14 protein-coding genes and 1 tRNA gene are annotated in these 21,280 nt (G+C 74.8%); 13 read left to right on the plus strand and 2 right to left on the minus strand.

Features of this window, described 5'->3' with window-relative positions; all coding sequences use genetic code 11:
- Positions 1-44 precede the first annotated feature (44 nt).
- Positions 45-1,514, plus strand: a complete 1,470-nt coding sequence (locus tag ACP4IX_RS06910; RefSeq protein WP_426554992.1) for an acyl-CoA synthetase — start codon at positions 45-47, stop codon at positions 1,512-1,514.
- Positions 1,507-2,880, plus strand: coding sequence for a carboxyl transferase domain-containing protein (locus ACP4IX_RS06915; RefSeq protein WP_426554993.1), 1,374 nt, complete (start codon positions 1,507-1,509; stop codon positions 2,878-2,880). The genes ACP4IX_RS06910 and ACP4IX_RS06915 overlap by 8 nt, the downstream gene beginning before the upstream one ends.
- Positions 2,881-3,116: 236 nt before the next feature.
- Here the strand turns inward: ACP4IX_RS06915 and ACP4IX_RS06920 are convergent, their stop codons facing one another.
- The gene (locus ACP4IX_RS06920; RefSeq protein WP_426554994.1) at positions 3,117-6,770 is read right to left on the minus strand and encodes a S8 family serine peptidase; all 3,654 of its coding nucleotides are present in this window, start codon (positions 6,768-6,770) and stop codon (positions 3,117-3,119) included.
- A 226-nt stretch (positions 6,771-6,996) separates the two neighbouring features.
- Between ACP4IX_RS06920 and ACP4IX_RS06925 the strand changes: the two genes are divergently transcribed.
- The 7 genes from ACP4IX_RS06925 to ACP4IX_RS06955 all read left to right on the plus strand — a co-directional run bounded on the left by ACP4IX_RS06925 (position 6,997) and on the right by ACP4IX_RS06955 (position 18,084).
- Complete coding sequence (locus tag ACP4IX_RS06925; RefSeq protein WP_426555079.1) at positions 6,997-7,365, plus strand: CU044_2847 family protein; 369 nt, start codon at positions 6,997-6,999, stop codon at positions 7,363-7,365.
- Complete coding sequence (locus ACP4IX_RS06930) at positions 7,362-9,026, plus strand: trypsin-like peptidase domain-containing protein (protein WP_426554995.1); 1,665 nt, start codon at positions 7,362-7,364, stop codon at positions 9,024-9,026. The genes ACP4IX_RS06925 and ACP4IX_RS06930 overlap by 4 nt, the downstream gene beginning before the upstream one ends.
- Before the next feature lie 282 nt (positions 9,027-9,308).
- The gene (locus ACP4IX_RS06935; RefSeq protein ID WP_426554996.1) at positions 9,309-10,334 is read left to right on the plus strand and encodes an AAA family ATPase; all 1,026 of its coding nucleotides are present in this window, start codon (positions 9,309-9,311) and stop codon (positions 10,332-10,334) included.
- Positions 10,334-15,409, plus strand: coding sequence for an SAV_2336 N-terminal domain-related protein (locus tag ACP4IX_RS06940; RefSeq protein ID WP_426554997.1), 5,076 nt, complete (start codon positions 10,334-10,336; stop codon positions 15,407-15,409). Before ACP4IX_RS06935 ends, ACP4IX_RS06940 begins: the two co-directional genes overlap by 1 nt.
- 129 nt (positions 15,410-15,538) lie before the next feature.
- Entirely contained in the window at positions 15,539-16,588 is a 1,050-nt protein-coding gene (locus ACP4IX_RS06945) for a rod shape-determining protein (protein WP_426519632.1), read from the plus strand.
- Between the two features lie 487 nt (positions 16,589-17,075).
- Positions 17,076-17,798 (plus strand): ANTAR domain-containing protein, encoded by a 723-nt coding sequence (locus ACP4IX_RS06950; RefSeq protein ID WP_426554998.1) that lies wholly within the window; start codon positions 17,076-17,078, stop codon positions 17,796-17,798.
- Positions 17,799-17,916: 118 nt separating this feature from the next.
- Positions 17,917-18,084: a hypothetical protein gene (locus ACP4IX_RS06955; RefSeq protein ID WP_426519636.1), complete on the plus strand. Its 168-nt coding sequence runs from the start codon at positions 17,917-17,919 to the stop codon at positions 18,082-18,084.
- Positions 18,085-18,203: 119 nt separating this feature from the next.
- On the opposite strand, the gene ACP4IX_RS06960 is transcribed toward ACP4IX_RS06955, so the two are convergent.
- A tRNA-OTHER gene (locus ACP4IX_RS06960) sits at positions 18,204-18,327 on the minus strand.
- 162 nt (positions 18,328-18,489) lie between these two features.
- Here ACP4IX_RS06960 and ACP4IX_RS06965 point away from each other — a divergent pair.
- From ACP4IX_RS06965 to ACP4IX_RS06980, 4 genes are all read left to right on the plus strand, one after another.
- Positions 18,490-18,816, plus strand: a complete 327-nt coding sequence (locus tag ACP4IX_RS06965) for a hypothetical protein (RefSeq protein ID WP_426554999.1) — start codon at positions 18,490-18,492, stop codon at positions 18,814-18,816.
- On the plus strand, positions 18,813-19,586 hold the full coding sequence (locus ACP4IX_RS06970) for a hypothetical protein (protein WP_426555000.1): 774 nt from the start codon (positions 18,813-18,815) through the stop codon (positions 19,584-19,586). Before ACP4IX_RS06965 ends, ACP4IX_RS06970 begins: the two co-directional genes overlap by 4 nt.
- 136 nt (positions 19,587-19,722) lie before the next feature.
- Positions 19,723-20,067 carry a hypothetical protein gene (locus ACP4IX_RS06975; protein WP_384006779.1) on the plus strand — a complete coding sequence of 115 codons (345 nt, stop codon included), beginning with the start codon at positions 19,723-19,725 and terminating at the stop codon, positions 20,065-20,067.
- Between the two features lie 965 nt (positions 20,068-21,032).
- On the plus strand, positions 21,033-21,251 hold the full coding sequence (locus ACP4IX_RS06980; protein ID WP_141658488.1) for a hypothetical protein: 219 nt from the start codon (positions 21,033-21,035) through the stop codon (positions 21,249-21,251).
- The last annotated feature ends 29 nt before the right edge of the window (positions 21,252-21,280 follow it).

Here is a 21,280-nt window from a genome sequence, read left to right on the forward strand (position 1 = left end):
TCGGACGACCGGTGTTCGCGAGCAACGACCAAGGAGTACGAAGCGTGTCCTCTCTCTTCCCGGCCCTCCTCCCGGCCGCGACCGGCGTACCCGCCGCTGCGGCCGACCGGCCCGCCCTGCGGTTCGGCGAGCGCTCCCTGACGTACGCCCGACTGGCCGCCGCGGCGGGCGGCACGGCCGGCCGGATCCGGGGGGCCGGACGCGTCGCCGTCTGGGCGACCCCGGCGATGGAGACGGCCGTCGCCGTGGTGGCGGCGCTGCTGGCGGGGGTGCCCGCCGTGCCGCTCAACCCGAAGTCCGGCGACAAGGAGCTCGCGCACATCCTCTCCGACAGCGAGCCGTCGCTCGTCCTGGCACCCCCGGGGTGCGAACTCCCGCCCGCCCTGGGCGCCCTGGAGCGCGTCGACGTCGACGTGCACGCCACCGGACCCGTCCCCGAGGACGACCACGCCGACGACGGCGCCCCCGCCCTCGTCGTCTACACGTCCGGCACCACCGGCCCGCCCAAGGGCGCCGTCATCCCCCGGCGCGCGCTGGCGACGACTCTGGACGCGCTCGCCGACGCGTGGCAGTGGACCGCCGACGACGTGCTGGTGCAGGGGCTGCCGCTGTTCCACGTGCACGGCCTCGTGCTCGGTGTCCTGGGACCGCTGCGGCGCGGCGGGTCCGTGCGGCACCTGGGCAGGTTCTCCACCGAGGGCGCGGCGCGGGAGCTGAACGACGGCGCGACGATGCTGTTCGGGGTGCCGACGATGTACCACCGGATCGCCGAGGCCCTCCCCGGCGACCCGGAGCTGGTGAAGGCGCTGGCCGGAGCCCGGCTGCTGGTGTCCGGGTCGGCCGCGCTGCCGGTGCACGACCACGAGCGGATCGCCGCCGCGACCGGCCGGCGGGTGATCGAGCGGTACGGCATGACGGAGACCCTCATGAACACCAGCGTGCGGGCGGACGGCGAGCCGCGCGCCGGGACCGTGGGGGTGCCGCTGCCCGGGGTGGAGCTGCGGCTCGTGGAGGACGACGGCACACCGATCACGGCGTGGGACGGGGAGAGCGTCGGCGAGATCCAGGTGCGCGGCGCGAACCTGTTCACCGAGTACCTCAACCGCCCGGACGCCACCGCCGCCGCCTTCACCGAGGACGGTTTCTTCCGCACCGGCGACATGGCGGTGCGCGACCCCGACGGCTACGTCCGCATCGTCGGCCGCAAGGCCACCGACCTGATCAAGAGCGGCGGGTACAAGATCGGGGCCGGTGAGATCGAGAACGCGCTCCTCGAACACCCGGGGGTGCGCGAGGCGGCCGTCACCGGGGAGCCCGACCCGGACCTGGGCGAGCGGATCGTGGCGTGGATCGTGCCGGCCGACCCCCAGGCGCCGCCGGCCCTCGACGAACTGGCCGGCCATGTCGCGGGCCGGCTGGCCCCGCACAAGCGGCCCCGTGTCGTGCGGCACCTCGACTCGCTCCCCCGCAACGACATGGGGAAGATCATGAAGCGGGCGCTGGCTCATGACTGAACGGCTGTCCGCGCGGGAGTTCCTCGGCCTCCTCACCGACGACTTCGCCGGGCTCCCCCGCCCGGCAGGGGGACCGCCGCGGCCCGACGGCCCCCTCGGCTGGCACGGCTACGACGCCGCCCGCGCCCGTGCCGCCGAGCGCACCGGCGAGGAGGAGTCCGTCGTCTGCGGGACCGGGCACGTCCAGGGCGTGCGGGCCGTGCTCCTCGCCTTCGAGTTCGGTTTCCTCGGCGGCTCGCTGGGCCGGGGTACCGGTGACCGGCTGGAGGCGGCGTACACGTACGCCCGTGAACACCGGCTGCCGGTGGTACCGCTGGTCGCCACCGGCGGCAGCCGGATGCAGGAGGGGATGCTCGCGCTGACCCAGCTCCAGCGGGTGGCGCGGCAGTCGGCGCTCACCCGGGAGGCCGGGCTGCCGCAGATCGCCGTCCTGCGCGACCCGGCCACCGGTGGCGGCTGGGCGACCCTGGGCGCGGGCGCCGACGTGGTCCTCGCGCTGCCCGGCGCCCAGGTCGGCTTCGCCGGGTCCCGGGTCCGGCCGCCGGACGCCGACCCGTCGGCGTACACGGCCGAGGCGCAGGTGGCGGCGGGCAGCGCGGACGCCGTGGTGCCCGCCGGTGAGCTGCGCGCGACGCTGGGGCGGTGGCTGCGGCTGCTGACGGCGCCGTCCGGCGAACCGGCGCCGGTGCCCGAGCCGCTGGGCTCGCGGGAGCTGCCGGTCAGCGGGTGGGACGCGGTCCGGCGGGCCCGCTCTCCCGAACGGCCGCGCGCCCGGGCGTACCTGGACGCCTACTTCACCCACCGCGTCGCCCTGTCCGGCGACCGCTGCGGCGGCACCGACCCGGACGGCATGCTCTGCGGCTTCGGCGAGCACGCGGGGCGGACGGTGGCGTACGCCGCCCAGACGGGGACGGCGACCAGGCCGGCCGGGTACCGCACCGCCGCCCGGCTGATCCGCCTCGCGGACCGGCTCGGCGTTCCGGTGCTGACCCTGGTGGACACGCCGGGTGCGGCGAACGACGCGGAGGCGGAGCGGCAGGGCGCGGGGGCTGCGATCGCCGGCCTGTTCGCGGCGGTGGCGTCGGCGCGCACGCCGGTCACCACGCTGGTGATCGGCGAGGGCGGTTCGGGCGGGGCGCTGGCGCTGGCCGCGCCGGGCAGCACCTGGGCCACCCCGGACAGCTACTTCTCGGTCATCGCGCCGGAGCACGCGGCGGCGATCCTGAAGCGTCCGCCGGAGGAGGTGGAGGCGACGGCCGGTCAACTGCGGCTGCGCCCCCAGGACTTGGCGGAGCTCGGCGTGATCCGAACAGGCGATCAGGTGTTCCCTGGAACAGGTGATCGTCGCTCTGACGAGCGTATGTGACTGCCCGGACCAACGATACTTACGGTGCGCAGGCAACGGGCTGCAGACCGTGGTTGACGCACTTGTCCCAAGCAGGAGTAGGTCCCACACAGCACAGCGCAAGGAGCTGCACGATCATGAACCTTCTCACCGACGTCCTCGCCGGCCTCGTCCACCTCATCGGCTGGCTGGTCTGACGGTCCGGGAAACCAGGCGGCGCCGCCTCCCCGTCCCAGGGAGGCGGCGCCGTCCGCGTGTCAGCGCACGGTCACGGCCCGCACGATCTCCTGCGTGACCGAGCCGCCCCGGTCGTCGCGTGCGAAGGCCCGCAGCGAGACGTGCCCGGCGTCGCGGGGCACGCTCAGCGTCCCGTGCCAGGACGCCTCCCCGTCACCGCCGCGCAGCCGGACCTGCTGCCAGGTCTTCCCGTCGTCGTACGACACCTCCAGCTTCCCGCCGCCGATCGCCCCGGTGCCCGCGGCACCGGCCACGTACTCGGCGCCGATCCCGACCCGCAGCTTCTTCCCGCCGCGCACCTTCCCCGCGAGGTCGGTGTCCACGTCGAAGGAGAGGTTGATCAGCGGCAGGTGGGTCCAGCGGTCCTCCGGCGTGGCGGCCGAGCGGAAGGTCCACTCCGCGCGGCCCTCGGTCGCCGGCGACCAGCGCCCGGCGTCGAGCGCCGTCTCGGTGACGAGCGTGTACGTGCGCTCGTCGGCCGGCGCGTCCGACACGTACGCGGCGGAACTCGGCCCCTGGTCCACCAGCTCCCCGTCCAGGTACACGGAGGTCGTCTGCGTCATCCCGCTGCCCTCGCTCCACACGTCGCCGAAGCCGGTGTGGTCGGGGCCGGAGTCGCCCCAGCCGGGCGCGTTGAACTGGAGCCGGTCGCCGATCCGCTGCTGGCCCCAGCCCAGCCCGGTGCCGAGGTAGGGGTGCCACACCGGCTTGAACCAGTTCAGGTCGGTGCGCGAGCCCCCCTCGTACCGGACCGTCCCCGACCGCTGCTCCAGCGCGCCGTCGGCGGTCGTCACGGACTCGTGCCACAGCTGGCCGGGCCCGGTCGACACGTACTCGGTGCGCTCGGCCGGGAAGTCGATCCGCTCCTTGAAGCCGAGACCGACCGGGAAGGTGTCGGTGAGGGAGTAGCGGAACTCGCCGCCGCCCGCCGGCTCGGCCGCGTGGTACCCGGCCCGCAGCGTGGCCAGCTCGCGGCGGCCCGGCTCGTAGGTGAGGTCCCGGTCGGGCACGGCGCCGCGATGGCCCTCGGACAGGTCATAGGTGTACGGCGTGTTGCGCGTCCCGGTCATGTCGACGCGCCCGGCGTCCCGCAGCCGCTTCGCGTCGGCCGCGCTCACCGTGGCGATCTGCAGCGGCCGGTCGGCGTTGTCGTCCGTGCCCCACCAGGACATCAGCCGCCCGGGCGCGTCGTCGGTGACGAACAGCGCCTTCACGCCCGCGTCCTGCGCGGCCCGCGCCAGGGCCGTCGGTTCGGTGTCCCCGGTCAGCTCGGCGAGGACCGCCTCGCCCCGCACGCCCTCGGGGAAGGGCCCGTCCCCGACGTCGGTCAGCGGCAGCCGGGTGCGGCCCTCGATCAGGGTGCCGCCCGACTGGACGGCGGCCTCGCCGATCCCCCGGACCTCCAGCAGCGGCTTGCCCAGCCGCCACACCGTCCGGTACTCGAAGTCGCCCTCGGTGACCTTCTTCCCGGTGGGCGCGGCGAAGACGCTGTCGTACGTCAGGGGCACCTGGACCGCGCCGAACACGTCGGAGCCGTGCGCGCCGCGGTCGTACTCCATGAGCAGTTGCCGGGTCTCGGTGCGCTGGTCGACGTCGGCGCTGACCTCGCGCAGCTCGCGTCCGTCGAGGGTGATCTCGCGGTCCCGGTCGACGACGACCTCGGGCGCCGCGAGGAAGCCCAGCCCGAGCGAGTCGGCGCCGTGGCTGCCGCGCACGTCGAGGAAGGAGGTCAGGCTGTACGTCCCGGGCACGAGGCGCAGCTTCAGGGTGCCGGAGTCACCGACGTGCGCGGGGACGGGGTCGACGCCCTCGGCGAGGCGCTGGACGGTCAGGTCGGCCGGGGTGGCGGCGCCCGCCCGGTCCTTGACGTGGACGGTGAGCGTGTACCGCTCCTCCTCCTTGACCAGCCCGATGGCGGTGTGCGCGACGGGTGTGCCGTCCGCGCCGCTCGCCACGATCCGGCCGCTCGTCGCCCCGACCGGGGCCTTGGCGCCGTCCCCGGTGACCGTGGTGGAGGCGGTGCCGTGCGCGGGCACGGTGAGGGCCGTGTCCGCGAGGGTGGCGACGCCCTCGGGCGCTCCCTGCACGGTCAGCTCCAACTCGACCGGGGCGTCGGAGGTGTTGGTGTAGGTCACGGTACGGGTGACCGGCTCGTTGGCCTCGTAGGGCCACGAGTGGAAGCCGAGGTCGGCGCTGCCGGTGGCGGTGACCTCGGCGCCGATCGCGTCCGGCACGCTGACCCGGCCCGCGCCCAGCCGGTAGGCGGAGGCGTCGAGGTCCTTCGAGGTGGACATCAGCGCGTCCTTGAGCTGCGCGCCGGTCCAGTCGGGGTGCTCCTCGGCGAGCAGGGCGGCCACGCCGGAGACGTGCGGCGTCGCCATCGACGTACCGTCCATGGACGTGTAGTCGCCGCTGCCCTCGGCGAGCCGGGAGCGGGCGGCGAGGATGCCGACGCCCGGGGCGGACAGGTCGGGCTTGAGGGCGTTGTCCCCGTACCGGGGCCCGGCACTGGTGAACCAGGCCGCCTGGTCGGCGGAGTCGACGGCGCCCACGGTCAGGGCGGCGTCGGCGGCGGCGGGCGAGCCGATGGAGGACGGGGCGCCGGTGTTGCCCGCCGCGATGACGAACAGGGCCCCGGTCTCGGCGGACAGGGTGTTCACGGCCTGCGCCATGGGGTCGGTGCCGTCGCTGGGCTCGGTGGAGCCGAGGCTCATGGAGACGATGTCGGCGTCCACGTCCCGGGCGGCCCACTCCATGCCGGCGATGATCTCGGACTCGCTGCCGAAGCCCTCGTCGGAGAGGACCTTGCCGACGGCCAGGGTGGCGCCGGGCGCGACGCCCTTCTCCTTGCCGTCGGAGGCCGCGCCGCTGCCGCCGACGGTGGAGGCGACGTGCGTGCCGTGGCCGTGCCGGTCGGCGACCTCCTCCCCCGCGATGAAGCTGCGGCTCTCGGCGACCCGTCCGGCGAGGTCGGGGTGGCCGGCGTCGACGCCGCTGTCCAGCACGGCCACGGTGACGCCCTTGCCGGTCAGCCCGGCCTGCCAGGCCTCGGGCGTGCCGATCTGCGCGTTGGACTCGGCCATCGCCGCGGTGACCCGTCCGTCGAGCCACACGCCGTCGATGCCGGCGCCGCGACGGGTGAATTCCCGCCAGAAACCACGCCCCTTGTCGGCCTCGACGGCGGCGCCGCGCACGCTGGGCAGCGCGCGGGTCCGCTCGGTGCCCCTCGGGGTGGCGGCCCGTGCGCCCTTGCCGTAGGTCACGATCAGCGGAAGTTCGCCGGTCTCGGAGTCGGCGAGTCCCTGGTCCAGCAACTCTCCGACGTCGAAGAGCCGTTCGTCGAGGCTGCCGTCCCGCAGGTACGGAAGCGCCTCGTCCGGTACGACGGTGGTCCGGCCGCCGGACCGGCGGGTGTGCACGGCGCCGGTGGCGCCCTCGGGCCGCTCGACCGTCACGGTCTGCCGACCGCCGCCGAGGTCGGCGACGGTCACCCGGTCGCCGGTGACGAGGGTGACGGTGCGGGCGGCGGACGCGGCCGTCCGGGCCGTGGTGGCCGGGGTGCGCGCCGTGTCCGGGGGCGGATCCTGCGCCGCCGCCGTCCCGGCCGGCAGCAGAGCGATCACGAGCCCCGCCGACAGGAGGGTCGCTCCGCGTCTGACTGGTCCTCTGTTCATCCACGCCTTCCTTCGTATCGTCGTACAGTTCCGCGACGAGTGCTGCGAGCAGTCTCAGGGGGCTTGAGGGACACGGGAGTTGACGAGAGGTGGCGGATTGACGCCCTGGCGGGTTTCCGCCAGAGGCGCCAGGGACCGGCGGTGCAACACGGGACACGGCCAAGTACCGTCCGTCACAATGGTGTTTCGCACAGGCACGTACGGCGCACGGGGAGTGAGCGACGGCATGGACGGGTTGGTCGAGTTCAAGACCGAGGACGGCGTGCGCGTGGTCGTCGAGGGCGTCGAGGACGAGGACGGGGCGCGGCTGGTCTCGCGCGGCGACGGACCGGCCCAGGCGGCCCGCACCTTCGAGGGCTCGCTGGAGGGCGTGCGGGCGGCGGCCGAGTCCGCGCTGCGGGTCTTCCGGGACGGCTCGCTCCGACCCGACTCGGTGGAACTGGAGTTCGGGGTCAAGCTGAGCGCGGAGGCCGGCGCGGTCATCGCGAAGGGGTCGGCGGAAGGCCATCTGGTCGTGAGACTGAACTGGTCCCCGGAGCCGGGGCCCGAAGGCCCCGCGACCCCCCTGGACCCGGAAGCCACCGGCCGGTCATGAGCGGCGCCGTGTGGCACGCCCGCGTCGAGTGCGGCAAGGAGGTCGGCGCCGGATTCCTCGTCACCGCCCGCCGGCTGCTCACCTGCGCCCATGTGGTGCGGTGGAGCGAGAGCGCGCCGGTCACCGTGACCTTCCCCGGCCGCCGGGAACTGGGCGCGCTGTCCGCCACCGTCGCCGTGCACGGCGGCTGGCGGGGCGGCGCCGCCGACCCCGGCGACCTCGCCGTACTGGAACTGGACCGCGAAGTCCCGCTCACCCCGGCCGCGTTCGCCCGGCCCGGCGCGGAACGGACCGGGCCCGCCCCCGAGCTGGTCGCCTACGGCTTCCCCAAGGGGTACGACGAGGGCATGCTCGCCTCCTACCGCGCCCTGCCCGGCCCCCTCATCTCGGACGAATGGGTCCAGCTGGAGGCCCTCACCGGGCACGGGCAGCCACTGGCGGGCGGATTCAGCGGGGCGGCGGCGACACTCGCCGACGGCACGGTCGTCGGTATGGTCTCCGCGGTCGCGGGCGCCAAGGACGTGCGCGTCGGCCGGATGCTGCCGGTCGAGGTCATGGCGCGCTACTGGCCGGAGCTCGGCGAACTCGTGCCCACGCCCGGCCACCGGGCGGACGCGCGCAGGCGGCTGTACGCGCTGGTGCGCCGGGCCGAGGCCACCGGCCTCGACTGCGATCCCAACCGGCTGTACGTCTCCGCGGCGGACGCCTTCGACCCGCCGCCCCCGGACGGGGGTTTCGCCTCCCTGGGGGAAGCCGCCGCCTACGTGCAGTGGGAGGTGCCGGAACCGGGTGCCGTGGCCCGCTTCGCCGACCGGCTGGAGGAACGGCTGGCCCACCGGGCGCACACCCCGCCGCCGCGCCCGGCGACGTGGTCGCCCATCGTCGTGGAGATCGACCACAGCGGAGCCGGCGCCGACCAGGTCACCGTCGAGGTGTCCGCGTACCGGGACGGGCAGCGCCGCCCGGTGGGCACCCGCCGGCTGGCCCGGAGCGCGGTGCGGTCGTTCGTGCAGGAGCACATCGACGAGGCGTTCACCCAGCTCGATCCCGGCGCCGAGGAACTGCTCACGTTCGTCCTGCCGCGCGAGTGGCTGAACGCGCCGGTGGCGCACTGGGCCTGCAGCGAGGACGACCCCACACCGCTCGGCTGTGCGTACCCGCTGGTGGTGACCGACCGTCACCGCCACCGCAGCGGACGGCTCCGCCACCAGCTGCGCAAGAAGTGGCGCAAGCTCGCGGTCAGCACGGGCGGCACACTGCACCGCGTCGACTGCGGCACCCGGGAGCGGCCGGCCGGCCTGCGCAAGCGGCTGCGGGACGACGCGGAGCTGGCCGGTTTCGCCGCCGCGCCCGCGGCGGCACGGGAGTACTTCGAGGTCTGCGTCAACGTGCCCGTCCCCGTGCTGCTGTGGCCGCGCGCGGGCTGCCCAGGCGACGGACACGACGGCCCCTGCTCCGGCACGGCCTTCCTCGACGAACTCGCCGTGTCCGTGGCCGGTGTGCCGCCCTCCGACCTCCCGCGCCTGGTCATGGAGCTGCGCGAGACGGCGGACGCGGCCGACGACCCGGACGGGCACTGGGCGCGGGACGTCCAGCTGCTGTGGGACGACCCCCGTTGCTTCGCCGAGCCCACCGCCCTGCTGCACTCGCCCGTCGGCTGAACCACCCGCCGCACCGGACCGCCCGCCGAACGACCCCCGCCGAACGCCCCCCGCCGAACCGCACACCGGCCGAACCGCCCACCGGACCGCCCGCACCACCCGGACCGCCCGCCACGCCGAACCGCCCGCCACGCCGAACCGCACACCGCGGAACCACCCGCCGCACCCGACCACCCGCCGTCGAACCGCCGTCGGACCACCCGCCGCACCACCCGAGGCACCGCCCGCCGTGCCACCCGATGCTCCACCCGCCGCCGACCAGATCGCTCGGAGAGAAGAACCATGCCCCTGTGGCCCGTCTACACCGGCGCGCCGGCCCCTCACGACGGCATCACCCGGCTGCCCCCTCCCCCGCCCTGGCGTGCCTTCGACGGCCGTCCCGTGCTCGACCCGCCCGGCGAGGACGACGACGCCGCCACCGCCTCACCCGATCGCGCCCACCGTGCCGTGACCTACCAGGCCACCGAGCACACGGTGCAGCTGGTCAACGCGGCCCTCTACCTGCGGCGCCCGCTGCTGGTCACCGGCCCGCCGGGCACCGGCAAGTCGTCCCTCGCCTACGCGGTCGCCCGCGAACTGCGGCTCGGCCCGGTCCTCAGGTGGAACATCACCAGCCGCAGCACCCTCCACGACGGCCTCTACACGTACGACCCGCTCTCCCGCCTGTACGCGGCGCGCCACACCACGGAACGGCCCGGCGGCCCGGCGGCCGGTACGGGCATCGAGAACCATCTGCGCCTCGGCCCGCTCGGCACCGCCCTCCTCCCCTACGCCCGCCCGCGCGCCCTGCTCATCGACGAGATCGACAAGAGCGACCTCGACCTGCCGAACGACCTGCTGCACGTCCTGGAGGAGGGGCAGTACGAGATCCCCGAACTCGTGCGGGCCTCCCGGGACACCCCCGGCGGGCGTGCCGAGGTGCTCGTCGACGGCACCGACCAGCGGGTGCCGGTGGAGCGCGGCCGGGTCCGCTGCAGGTCCTTCCCCTTCATCGTCCTCACCAGCAACGGCGAACGCGAGTTCCCGCCCGCCTTCCTGCGCCGCTGCGTCTCGCTCCGCCTGCGGCAGCCGGACGACGACCACCTCTCCGAGATCGTCCGCGCCCACCTGGGCGAGCCCGACGGGTATGCGCAGCGGCTGATCGACCGGTTCCTGTCCCGGGTGAGCACCGGGGAACTGGCCACGGACCAGTTGCTCAACGCGATCTACCTGGCCCGTTCCTCCGGCCTCGGCGCGGACTCGCTCGACGAGCTGGCGGAGCAGCTGATGCCCTACCTGGGCCGGTCCCCGCAACCCGACGCCTTCTGATGCCGTCCGACCGATCCGGCCCGCCGGAACCCCTGCCCCGCCTGGCCGACGTCCTCGGCCGGGCGGCCTCCGGCGTCCGCCCGACCCCGCTGGAGCTGGCCGAACTCCTGTGGCTGGCCGGGCAGATGGCACCCGCGGCCCCGGACCCGACGGGCCCGGCGGCCGAGACGGAACCCCCGGCATCCCCGGAGCCTCCGGAGCCGGCACCGCCCGCGCCCGGCCCGGCACCGGAGCGTGACCGGCCGCCGACGTCCCCGGGGCACCGCCCCCGGCCCGGCCGGCCGGCGGCACCGCCTCCCGCGCCGGACACCCCCCGCACCCCCCTGCGCCTGCCGTCCCCGGCCCCCGCCCCGGGAACGTCGGCGGCCGAACCGCACCGCGCCCTACTCGCGCCCGCCCCGCCGATGCTGCGCCACCCCCTGGCACTGCAACGTTCCCTGCGCCCGCTGAAGCTCCGTACCGACGCCCCGGTGGGGCGCGAGGTGGACGAGTACGCGACCGCCGACCGGATCGCCCGGCTGGGCGGCGGACCCGAGTCGTGGCTGCCGGTGCTGCGGCCCGTGCGGGAGCGCTGGCTGCGGCTGAACCTGGTCCACGACGCGGGCCCCACGATGCCCGTCTGGGACCCTCTGGTGCGCGAACTGCACACCGCCCTCGCCCAGTCCGGCGTCTTCCGCACCGTCACCCTGCACCGCGCGGAACCCGACGGCACCGTCCGCGGCGACGGCACCCACGCCCCCGCCGACGGCCGTACGGTCACCCTGCTGATCAGCGACTGCATGGGGCCGCAGTGGCGTGCGGGCCCGGCCGGCACCGCGTGGTTCGGCACGCTGCGGCGCTGGGCGCACCGGACGCCCCTGGCCGTCCTCCAGCCGCTGCCCGAGCATCTGTGGCGGGACACCGCCCTGCCGCCGGTCCCGGGCCGGCTGTCGGCCCCGCACCGGGCCGCGCCCAGCGCGTCGCTCGCCTTCACGCCGTACGACAGCACCGCGCCCCGCGCACCCGCGGAAGCCGTGCACCTGCCCGTACTGGAACCGGGACCCGAATGGCTGGCGAACTGGGCCGCGCTGGTCGCGAGTCCGGGCGGCACCGAGCACCCGGGCGCGGCCGCGGCGCTGCACCGCCCGCTGCCGGCCGACGCCGACGACCGCACCGACGTGACGCGGCTGTCCGCCGAGGAGCTGGTCCTGCGCTTTCGCGCGAGCGCGTCGCCGCAGGCCTTCCGGCTGGCCGGCCACCTCGCGCTGGGGCGCCCGGACCTGCCGGTGATGCGGCTGGTGCAGGCCGCGGTCGAACCGCACCCGCTCCCCCGGCACCTGGCCGAGGTCATCCTCAGCGGCCTGCTCACCACGGTGCCCGGGCCGCCCGGCTCGTACGCGTTCCGCCCCGGCGTACGCGACCTCCTGCTGCGCGGGCTGCCCCGCACCGCCCGCAACCGCACCCACGAGCTGCTGCTGCGCACCGGCGGCCTGATCGACGAGCGGGCGGGGCGGTCGCCCGGCGAGTTCCGCGCGCTGATCCCCTCCCGGACGGGCACCGAGCGGGCCGACGGGAGCGAACCGTTCGCGTCGATCAGGCGGGACAGCGCGCGGCAGCTGGCCGCGCGGGAACGGACACCGGCCGCGTCGCCCTTCCCGCCCGCGCTGGGCGCGCGCTACCGGCCGGTGCGTCGGCTCACGCCGACCGGGAGGATGTGGCTGGCCGAGGACACCGAGACGAACCGGACGGTGACGGTCCGGCTGCACGCCGCGGACACCGACCCCGCGTCACGCGAGGCGTTCCTGCGGGACGCGCACCGCCTGACGCAGATCGCCCACCCGAACGTGGTCACCTTCCTCGACCGCGGCATCGAGGACGACATCCCGTACACCGTCATGGAACACCTCGACGGCATCGCCCTGAACACCCTCGTGCGCTCGGGCGGCCGGCGGCTGCCGACGCCGCTCACGGTGTCGGTGGGGGCGCAGCTGGCGCGGGCGCTCACCGCCGTGCACGAGGCGGGCGTCACGCACGGCGGCCTGGAAACCTCCCGGGTGGTCCTCCTTCCGGACGGCACGGTCCGGCTCAGCCGCTTCGAACCGGGACGGACCTCGGGCCCGGCCGGCCGCTCCGAGGACCTGCGAGCCCTGTGCGACATCCTGCTGCTGCTGACGTCGGGGACCTCGCGCCTGACCGTCCCGATCGACTCCCACCGCCTCGACCGGCTGCCCGGCACCCTGCGCATGCACTACGCGCACGCCTTCGACCAGCTGATGTCCACCTCGTCGGCGGCTCAGGCCCAGGGCCTGGCCCTGCTCGCCGACCCGCAGCCGGCGGCCCGGGCCGGCGAGGAGTACGAGCAGCGCCGGTACCGCGTCCTGGGACCCCTGCGGGTCGAGCTCCCGGACGGCTCCCCCGACCTGCCGCCGGACGTCCGCGCGCTGCTCGCCATGCTGCTGCTCAAGCACGGCCGCACGGTGACCCACGAGGAGCTGCGGTGGGGGCTGTGGGACCCGGGCGACGAGCCGCGCGACCCGCGGGCCGAGCTGACCCGGCTGGCCACACGTCTGGCGGACGTCCTGGGCCCCGGCGTACTGGCGAGGCCCGCCCACGGCTACGCGCTGCACACCAGCGCCGACCAGGTGGACGTGGTGCGCTGTGACGAGCTGGTGCGACGCGCCGACGCGGCGGGACTGGAGGGCGCGCCCACCGATGCCCGCGCCCACGTCAGCGAGGCGCTGGCGCTCTGGCGCGGTGCCGAGCCGCTCGCGGACGTGCCCGGTCCCGCCGCCCGCACCGCCCGCACCCGCCTCACGCGGCTCCGCCTCGCCCTGCACACCAAGCGCGCCGAACTCGACCTGTCCCTCGGCGAGTACGACCGGGCCTCCGCCGACCTGGCCGGCCTGCTGCACGCCCACCCGCACCGGGAGGACTTCCGCCGCCTGTACCTGATCGCGCTGCGCCGCCAGGGCCGGGGCGAGGAGGCCCTGGCGGTGTACGAGGAGTACGAGCTGTCCGGGGGGCGGAGCCCGGCGCTGCTGGCCCTGGGCCGGGAACTGCGCGAGGAGCACGACGAGCCGGCGGACGACGCTCCGTGGCAGGCGTACGAAGAACCGCCACCGCACACGGGCGGAGCGGACGGCGCCGTGTCCGCGCCGGACGAGCTCGCGGAGGGCCCCTTCCCCACGGAGGACGGTCTCTGGACGCCGCTCCTGGGCACGGAGGAGGGCCCGGCCGAGGAGGAGTGGGAGACGGCCGAAGTGATCGCCGGGAGCGCCGCGTGGGGGGACGGTCCCTTCTACGACCCGGACCTCGAGCCCGAAACGGCCCGGGAGCAGGCCGAGATCCTGGCGGAGGTCGCGGCGGAGGCGGAGGCGGAGGCGGCGTCCGAGGGGGACGACGACGACTTCGACACGGACTTCGACACCGACTTCCGCGACTGCGCCCGCTACTCGTTCGCCGACGCCCCCCGGGGCGCCGAGGCCCGCACGGCACTCCACCGGGTGGTCACGGACCTGCTGACGGACAGCGGGCTCGTCGGCGGCTCCTACGAGCTCCTGGACGACCGGGAGGGCCTCCTCGTACTGCTGGCGCCACGGGTGGAGGCCTCCCGTCTCCTCCGGGCGACCGTGGAGGGCCTGCCCGGGCTGCTGGCGCACGTGGGCGGCCTGCGGCTGCGGGCGGAGTTCGGGCAGGTGGAGTTCCGGCCGGACGGCACCGAGGAGCAGGCCTACCGCCCGGATGCCGAGTGGGTCGGCGCGGCACTGGACACCTCCGGCGCACAGGCGATCGTCGCCCTCTCGGACTCCCTGTACCACGACGTGCCGTTCGCGGAGGAACAGGACGGCCCCGCCTTCACCCCGGACGGGTTCCGGCCGCTGGGCGACGGCAAGGGCTGGTACCACCTGGTCGAACGGGCCGGCGCCGGATCCCCGGCACCCGCCCCGGCACCGGGGGGATCAGCGGTGCGCGGGCCCTTCCCCCTGCCCTCCGGCGGGTGGATCCCCCTCCCGCGCGACGCGTCCCGGGCCGTGGTCCTGCGCCTGCCCGACGGCACTCTCGCCCTGCCGGACTCCGACCGGGTCCGGTCGGCGCCCGCCCCTCTCCGTGCGGCCTGGCAGTACTTCGAGGTCGACCTGACCGAGCACCGGACCGCCACGTCGATCCCGGGGGTCGAGGCGGCCTGGCGGGTGGACGATCCGGTCGCGGCCGTGACCAGCCGGCTCATCGACCTGCGGGAGGTGGTCGCCGGGCTGGCCGGAGACCCCCTCGCGGCGGTCCGGGACCGTCGCACGTCCGGTCTTCGGAGGATCGACGTACCCGGTTACCGCACCCGGTGGGCGACCTCACGACCGGACGTCACCGGCACCGTCGCCCGGTCCCGCGGCGCGGCGGACTCACCCGAGGACCTGATCGCCCGCGCCCGCTGCGTCCTGCTCGGTCTCGACGACGTGGTCGCCCGGCTGTACCGGCCCGCCGCGGAGCGGGAGGTGCTCCTGGACCTCGTGGCTCTCCTCGCCGAGGAGCGACCTCCCGAGGAGGCGCCGGCGGGGGCGGAGCGGCCCCGGCCGGCGGCGGACGGGGAAGCCGGCACGCTCGGCTTCCTCCGGTCGCTCGCCGGGCACCGACTCGCCCACGACGTTCGCCTGCGGCTCGACCGGCACGAGGCGCGGGCGGTGTTCGGCGCGCGGCCGGTCCCCCTCGCCGACCGGCTGATCCTGGCCCTGCACACCCGCGGGGTGCCCCTCGCCGTGGTGACCGACCGGGCTCCCGCACCGGTGACCGCGTATCTGGGGCGGCGGGGCCTGCTGGACGCCCTGCCGGGCGGCGTCCACGGCCGGGACGCCGACCTCACCCGCCTCATGCCCGACCCGGACGTCCTGCACCGGGCCCTGGAGCGGCTCGACGCCGCCCCCGGCGACTGCGTGCTGATCGGTTCCTCCGTCGCCGAGCAGTCCGCCGCCCGCGCGGCCGGTCTGCCGTTCATCGGCTGCTGGAGCGCCGAACGGGTGCGGCGGGACCTACGTGCGGCGGACGGCGACGTGCTCCTCGTCCCGGACCTCCGTCCGCTGCTCACGGCGGCCGAGAACCGCTGACCGCCCCCCATTCAGCGGCCCCCCGCCCGGCCCTCTCCGAAAGGCGCCCGGCCCGGCCCCCGCGCACGATGCCTGAGAGGCCGGCCGCCGGGCGGCCGCGCACGGTCCGCGCTCTCGGGAGGCTCCGCCATGACCGCCAGTACCGCCAGTCTGGAGCAGCTGCGCCGCTGCCACTTCGCCGTCGACCTGGGCGCGGCGCGGACCCGCGTGTACGTCAAGGGCGTCGGGCTCGTCGTCGACCAGCCGTCCGCCGCCGCGGTCAACACCCGGACCGGCGCGCTCATCGCGGTCGGTGAGTTCGCCGAGCGGATGACCGGCCGCACCCCCGGCTACATCCGCGTCGTCCGGCCCATCTCGGGCGGCACGGTCGTCGACATCGAGATGGCCCAGCGCATGCTGCGGCACCTGCTGGGCGACAAGATCCGCCGCGCCCTGCGCCGCAAACCCCGGCTGCGCGCCGCCGTCTGCACCCCGCACGGCGCCGATCCGCTGGCCCAGCGGGCGTCGGTCGAGACGCTGGTCGGGCTCGGTGCGCGCCGCGTGGAACTCGTCGACACGCTGATCGCCGCGGCGGTCGGCTGCGGACTGCCCGTCGAACAGCCCGAGGCGACGATGGTCATGGTGTGCGGGGCGCACGCCACGCAGGTCGCGGTGCTCTCCCTCGGCTCGATCGTGGCGGCCGAGCGCATCCCGGTCGGCGGTGAGGCCGTCGACAACGCGATCGTGCAGCACCTGCGCCTCCAGCACGAACTGATGCTGCCCAGCCAGTCCGTGCGCCCGCTGCAGCTCACGCTGTCCGACAACGGGCTCACCCCGCAGGGACCGTCCTCCACGGAGATCCACGGCCGGGACGTGGCGACCGGCCTGGCCCGCAGCGTGCGGGTCGACACCGCCGCCGTGCGCAACGCCATCCAGACGCCGCTGACGGCCGTGTTCGACGGGATCGGCAAGGTGCTGCGGGACTGCCCGCCGGATCTGGTGGCGGACCTCGCCGACCGCGGGATCATGATGGTCGGCGGGAGCGCGCTGCTGCCCGGTTTCGACCAGATGCTGCGCAAGGCCACGGGCATGCCGGTGCACATCGCGGAGCGGCCCGACGTGTGCGCGGTCCAGGGCCTCGGCACCATGCTGGAGGGCCGGGTCGAGCCGCTGGCCCTGCACACGACGTCGTCCGACTGATCCCCCGAGGGAAACCGGCACAGACGGCACAGCCGGAGCAGCCGTAACAACCGGAGCACCCGGGACGACCGGGCAGACCGGGGCGGCCGAGGAAGCCGGCCGGGGCCTCGCGGAAGGCGCCACCGAGCTGACCGCCGCCGCCCCGGCGGTCCCGACCGCCGCCGCCCCCGGCCGGAACGGCATCACCGCCGTCCTCGCCCGACCGGGACGGCGTACCGGGACACGGCCGCCGCCTCGCCGGACGGCCGGTAGGCAGGCAGGGAGGGAGGGAGGCCCGCCGGAGACGGCGGGCAGCGCCTTTACCCACCCCCGGGGCCGGTCATTCCCCCGTACCGGGTGTAGTCCGCCGTCCGGCGGGCAGGTGCACCGACAGCGTCGCAGGGCCACCGGAGACCGGGGCCCGGTCCCCGTTCGGCCCGGCGGCCGACGGGGGCCGTGTGACGTTGCGACGTCTGTCAGGACCGACGAGGACGGACAAGGCGGTGACATGACCCCAGCGGCACCACCACCTCTGGCGGGGAGGCCGGCCACCCTGGTCATCGACGGGCGTGTCGACGCGGGCCGGGCGCTGCTCGTCCCGCGGGGCGAGCTCGTCCACGGCTGCACGGTCGTACTGGCCGAGACCCTGGCCGGGCTGCCCGCCGATGTGGAGCGGGTCGACATGGACATGGGCGACGTGGTGTTCATGGACACGGCAGGGCTCCAGTTCCTGGACCTGCTGGGCGGCTACAGCCACCGGCAGTCGGTGCCCGCGACGGCGACGAACTGGCACGGCCAGCCGCTGCGGATCCTGGAGCTGGCCGGCCTGGACACCACCGATCCGCTGCACGCCACGGCCCACCGGCCGGAGCCGCGGCCCGCGCCCCCTGCGGCCCCCGCCGCTCCCGCCGCTCCCGCCGCTCCCGCCGCTCCCGCCGCTCCCGCCGCTCCCGCCGAGCGTCTGCACGTCCTGCAGGAGGAGGTGGACCAGTTGCGCCAGGCCATCGCCTCCCGCCCGGTCATCGACCAGGCGCGGGGCGTGCTCATGGCGCTGCACGCGTGCACGTCGGAAGAGGCGTGGCACATCCTGCGGGAGGCCTCCCAGCTGTCCAACACCAAGCTGCGCACGGTCGCCGCGGCGGTCACCGCCGGCGCCGAGAGCAACGGCCCGCCCCCGCCGGCCGAGGTGCGCACGGCCCTGCGGACGGCCCTGGGCCGGCTCGGCCACTGAGAGCGGGAGAGCCGGGAGAGCGGGGTCCGCGGTGCCCCACCGGCCCCGGCAGTGTGGTGCCACCGGCCCGGGCCGGGGTACCCGGGCCACGACCCGTCCGACCGGAGGAGGCACCACGATGAGCGAGCAGACCCCGTCCCAGGCGGAGGGCGAACGCGACGAGCGGGACGTCCCGGACCGCCAGAGCCCGCCGCACACCACTCCCTCCCAGGCGGAGGGCGAGCGGGACGACGACGACACCACCACGGCCACCACGGACACCACCGACGGCACGGACGGCCGCTAGCCCGGCGCCCCCGCAGACCTCGCGGAGGGACTCCGCGAGGCGGGGTCCCGGCGGGGTCTGGCCGGACTGCCCGGGCCTCCCCGGCCCTCCAGGTGAAAACGTTCCTGCGCCGGAGGCTGTGGTGGGGCGGGTGGGACTCGAACCCACGGCCGACGGATTATGAGTCCTGAAACGGACGTGCCGGAGGCTGACGGCTGATGTCGGCGCACCCCGTTTTGCCTGCTGAGAGGGCACGTCCGCCCCCGCTCCCGTTCGGGCCGTACCGGCCCGTTCCGGTGCGTCCGTGACCACCGCCGTGACCACGTGACCACCCGAACGCCCCAGGTACGAGGCGGCCCCGCCCGGTGCAGCGAACACCGGCCGGGCCTTGATCCGAACCCCTCCAGATCAGGGAGCCCGAACCCAATGCAGGACCGTATCCCAGACGGCCCCGTGCGCGAGCTGCTCACGGCCGTCCTCGACGCCCTCGACATTCCCGCGCCTGCCACGGCCGACGGCGCCGAGGCGCACGACCGCGTGCTGAACGACCGCGCCATGCACGCGAGGATCGCACTCCGCGACGCCCTCGACGGCCCTCAGCTCGGCGTCGAGTGGACCACGCGGTACCTCCGCGAACGCCTCGCCGAGTCCCCGCCCACCGGCTACGTCACCGCCGCCCAGGCGCACACCGCGCTCGCCGCGGGTAAGACGTGGTCCGAGGCCGTCGCCCTGCCCGGCGGTGAGCCCCGGTGAAGCGTGACCCCCTCGCATGGGCGGCGCTCGCCGCAGCCCTGGCCGTGACCGCGTCGGCCGAGTACGCCCTCGCCCGCGCCGCGGGGTTCGGCGAGTGGACGGCCGCGGCCCTACCCGCCGCCCTCGACATCTACGCCGTGCGTGCCCTACGGGCCCGCCGGGACGTCGCCCCAGCCGTCGCCGCGATGATCGCCACGAACGCCGCCGCGCACCTCGCCGCCGCCGGCCTGCTGCCCGTCGACTGGCCCCTCGTCGTCGCCGTGTCCGCGATCGCTCCCCTCGTTCTGTGGCGGGTGCACCGGCTCGCCGACCACGTCGAGGCCGCAATCGAGACGCCCATCAAGCAACCTCGCGTCGAGGTCGCACCGGTCACCGTGCGGTCCGCATCGGGATCGGCGGGGCACCCCGCCGCGCTGACTGGCACGCCGCCCATAGAGGTGGCTTCCGAGCAGTCGCCTGACAACGACTGCGCTGATACCGTGCCGCAGGCATCGCCGCTGGTCATCTGTGGTGCCCACCACAAATTCCCGCTGGAGGGGCCTTCCAACGACACCGACGGTGGGGTGACCGTTTGGGAGTCCGAGCGGCTGTCCACCGGCGCCGCGCGCGTCGTCCTGGAATCGTGCTGGGCAACGGGCACCCCAGTTACCGAAGCGGCACGCCTCGCTACCCGCAGCACCTCATACGTGAAGAAGGTGTTCGCCCGTCTCAACGAGAGCTGCGACCCCGCTACAACGCACAAGGATCTCGCCCTCGCCGGAGAGGAGTGAGCCAATGAACCGCTCGGCGCCCTCGCCGTACAACGCCCCCGGGAGCCATCTTCGGAAAACGCCACCCGTTACGGACCACGAGGGTGTCAGGCTTGCGCCAACTGCCAATGCCGTAGCTGGACCAGACGGAGTCTTCATGGATCTGACGCCGCAGGAAGCGATGGAGCTGAATGCAGAGCGAGCACGCCTGTACGAGGAGCTAAGCCGAGACCGAGAGGAACAGCTTGCGAAACTTCGCCGTGAGGTCCAGCTCGCTGAGAACAGATTCAAGAGCGAGTTGAACAGCCGGAGTCAAGCGGCGGAGTTGGCGATCAAAGCTCGACGTCGTGTCGTGCTGATCCCTCCAGGGCCAGACCCCGACTGCTACCACTCCAGTGAGTCACCCTGCGGCTACGTCAACGACAGATACCTCTCGGTGACGGAGCAGAAGGCGATTGAGCAGGGGTTGAAGCGACACGAGTACGGATGTCGATACTCATAGGGCAGGCCTCCCTCACGGTTGGTTCCCACTGGTCCGGGCACCTGACGAAGCGATCTGCCTGTCCAGATCGACGAACGTGCAGCCGTGCAGTGACCGGATAAGCTGCCCGGCGGTCACCCACCGAGCAGCCGAGTTCCCGTAGGGGACCACTCGCTGATCGAGCCGTTGTGGCGCCCCCAGTGCGGTCGGGGCCCACCGGCGGCCGAGTACAGCGCATGGGTCACTTTCGCGGACGCGTACGGCGACGTACCGGCCGCGGAGGTGCGGGCACAGATCGGCGGCCTGCCGCGCGCACGGCAGGCACACAGGAGGGTGCGCGGTCATCAGTCCATCGGGCCATCCGGTCCAGTCGGCCCGGTTGTCCTCCAACAGCCACAGGGTTCCGCGTCCGTCGCGGTCGGCCGGCGCCCCGCACACCTGACACAGTAGGTACGCCATCGCCTCGCGTTGCCTGACCGGGTGAACCTCCCCGAACCGTGGGCGGCCGACTCCGCGGGCGCGGGCGCGGCCGTTCCACAGGACGCCGTATTGGTCGCGGTCGTCGGGCTGCTCGTCGGCGTAGGCGATGCCATCGGCACGGCACACGAGACGCCGTTCCGCGGCCTTTTCGCCGGACCATGCGGCGATGTACGGCACGGGCAGTGCGGGCGCGATCATCCTGCGCGCCTGGCAGTGGTTGCGTCTCGGAGCGCACGGCGAAGCTGGGCGCCAGTCTCGCACTCATGTTCGGGGCTGTTGCAGCCGGGGCAGGGGGGCGCGGCCTCGGTGCCGCCCGTGTGGTCGACGAGAACGCGGTATGCGGCCTCTTCGGCGGGTGACCAGGGGATGTGCTGAATGGTCAGGGCAGGTGTCCGTGTGGTCATGCGGGGACGGTAGGGACTGCGATTGCGCACCCGTATGGGGATTGCGCGTGATTGAGCATGCAGGGGCGCCGGTTGCTGCGGAATGCTCTGTAGCATCGGGGTATGCCAACGGGACCTTTGCACGACCGCGCCGTCAACAGCATCGTCAACGGTGAGATCACCCAGGAGATCTTCCCCTGCCGGTGCATGGAGGGCGATGATCACATCGAGGGTCCCACCTCGGTTGACTGCGAGGAAGAAGAACCAGAGGGCTACTCGTTCGCTGGAGCCGAGGAAATCTACCTCTCCAGCGGCATGGACGAGGACTACGACTTCCGCTAACGACCTCGGGAGCGGCGATCGGCCCGTGA

The sequence above is a fragment of the Streptomyces sp. WG5 genome, from assembly GCF_049974565.1.
GTDB lineage: Bacteria > Actinomycetota > Actinomycetes > Streptomycetales > Streptomycetaceae > Streptomyces.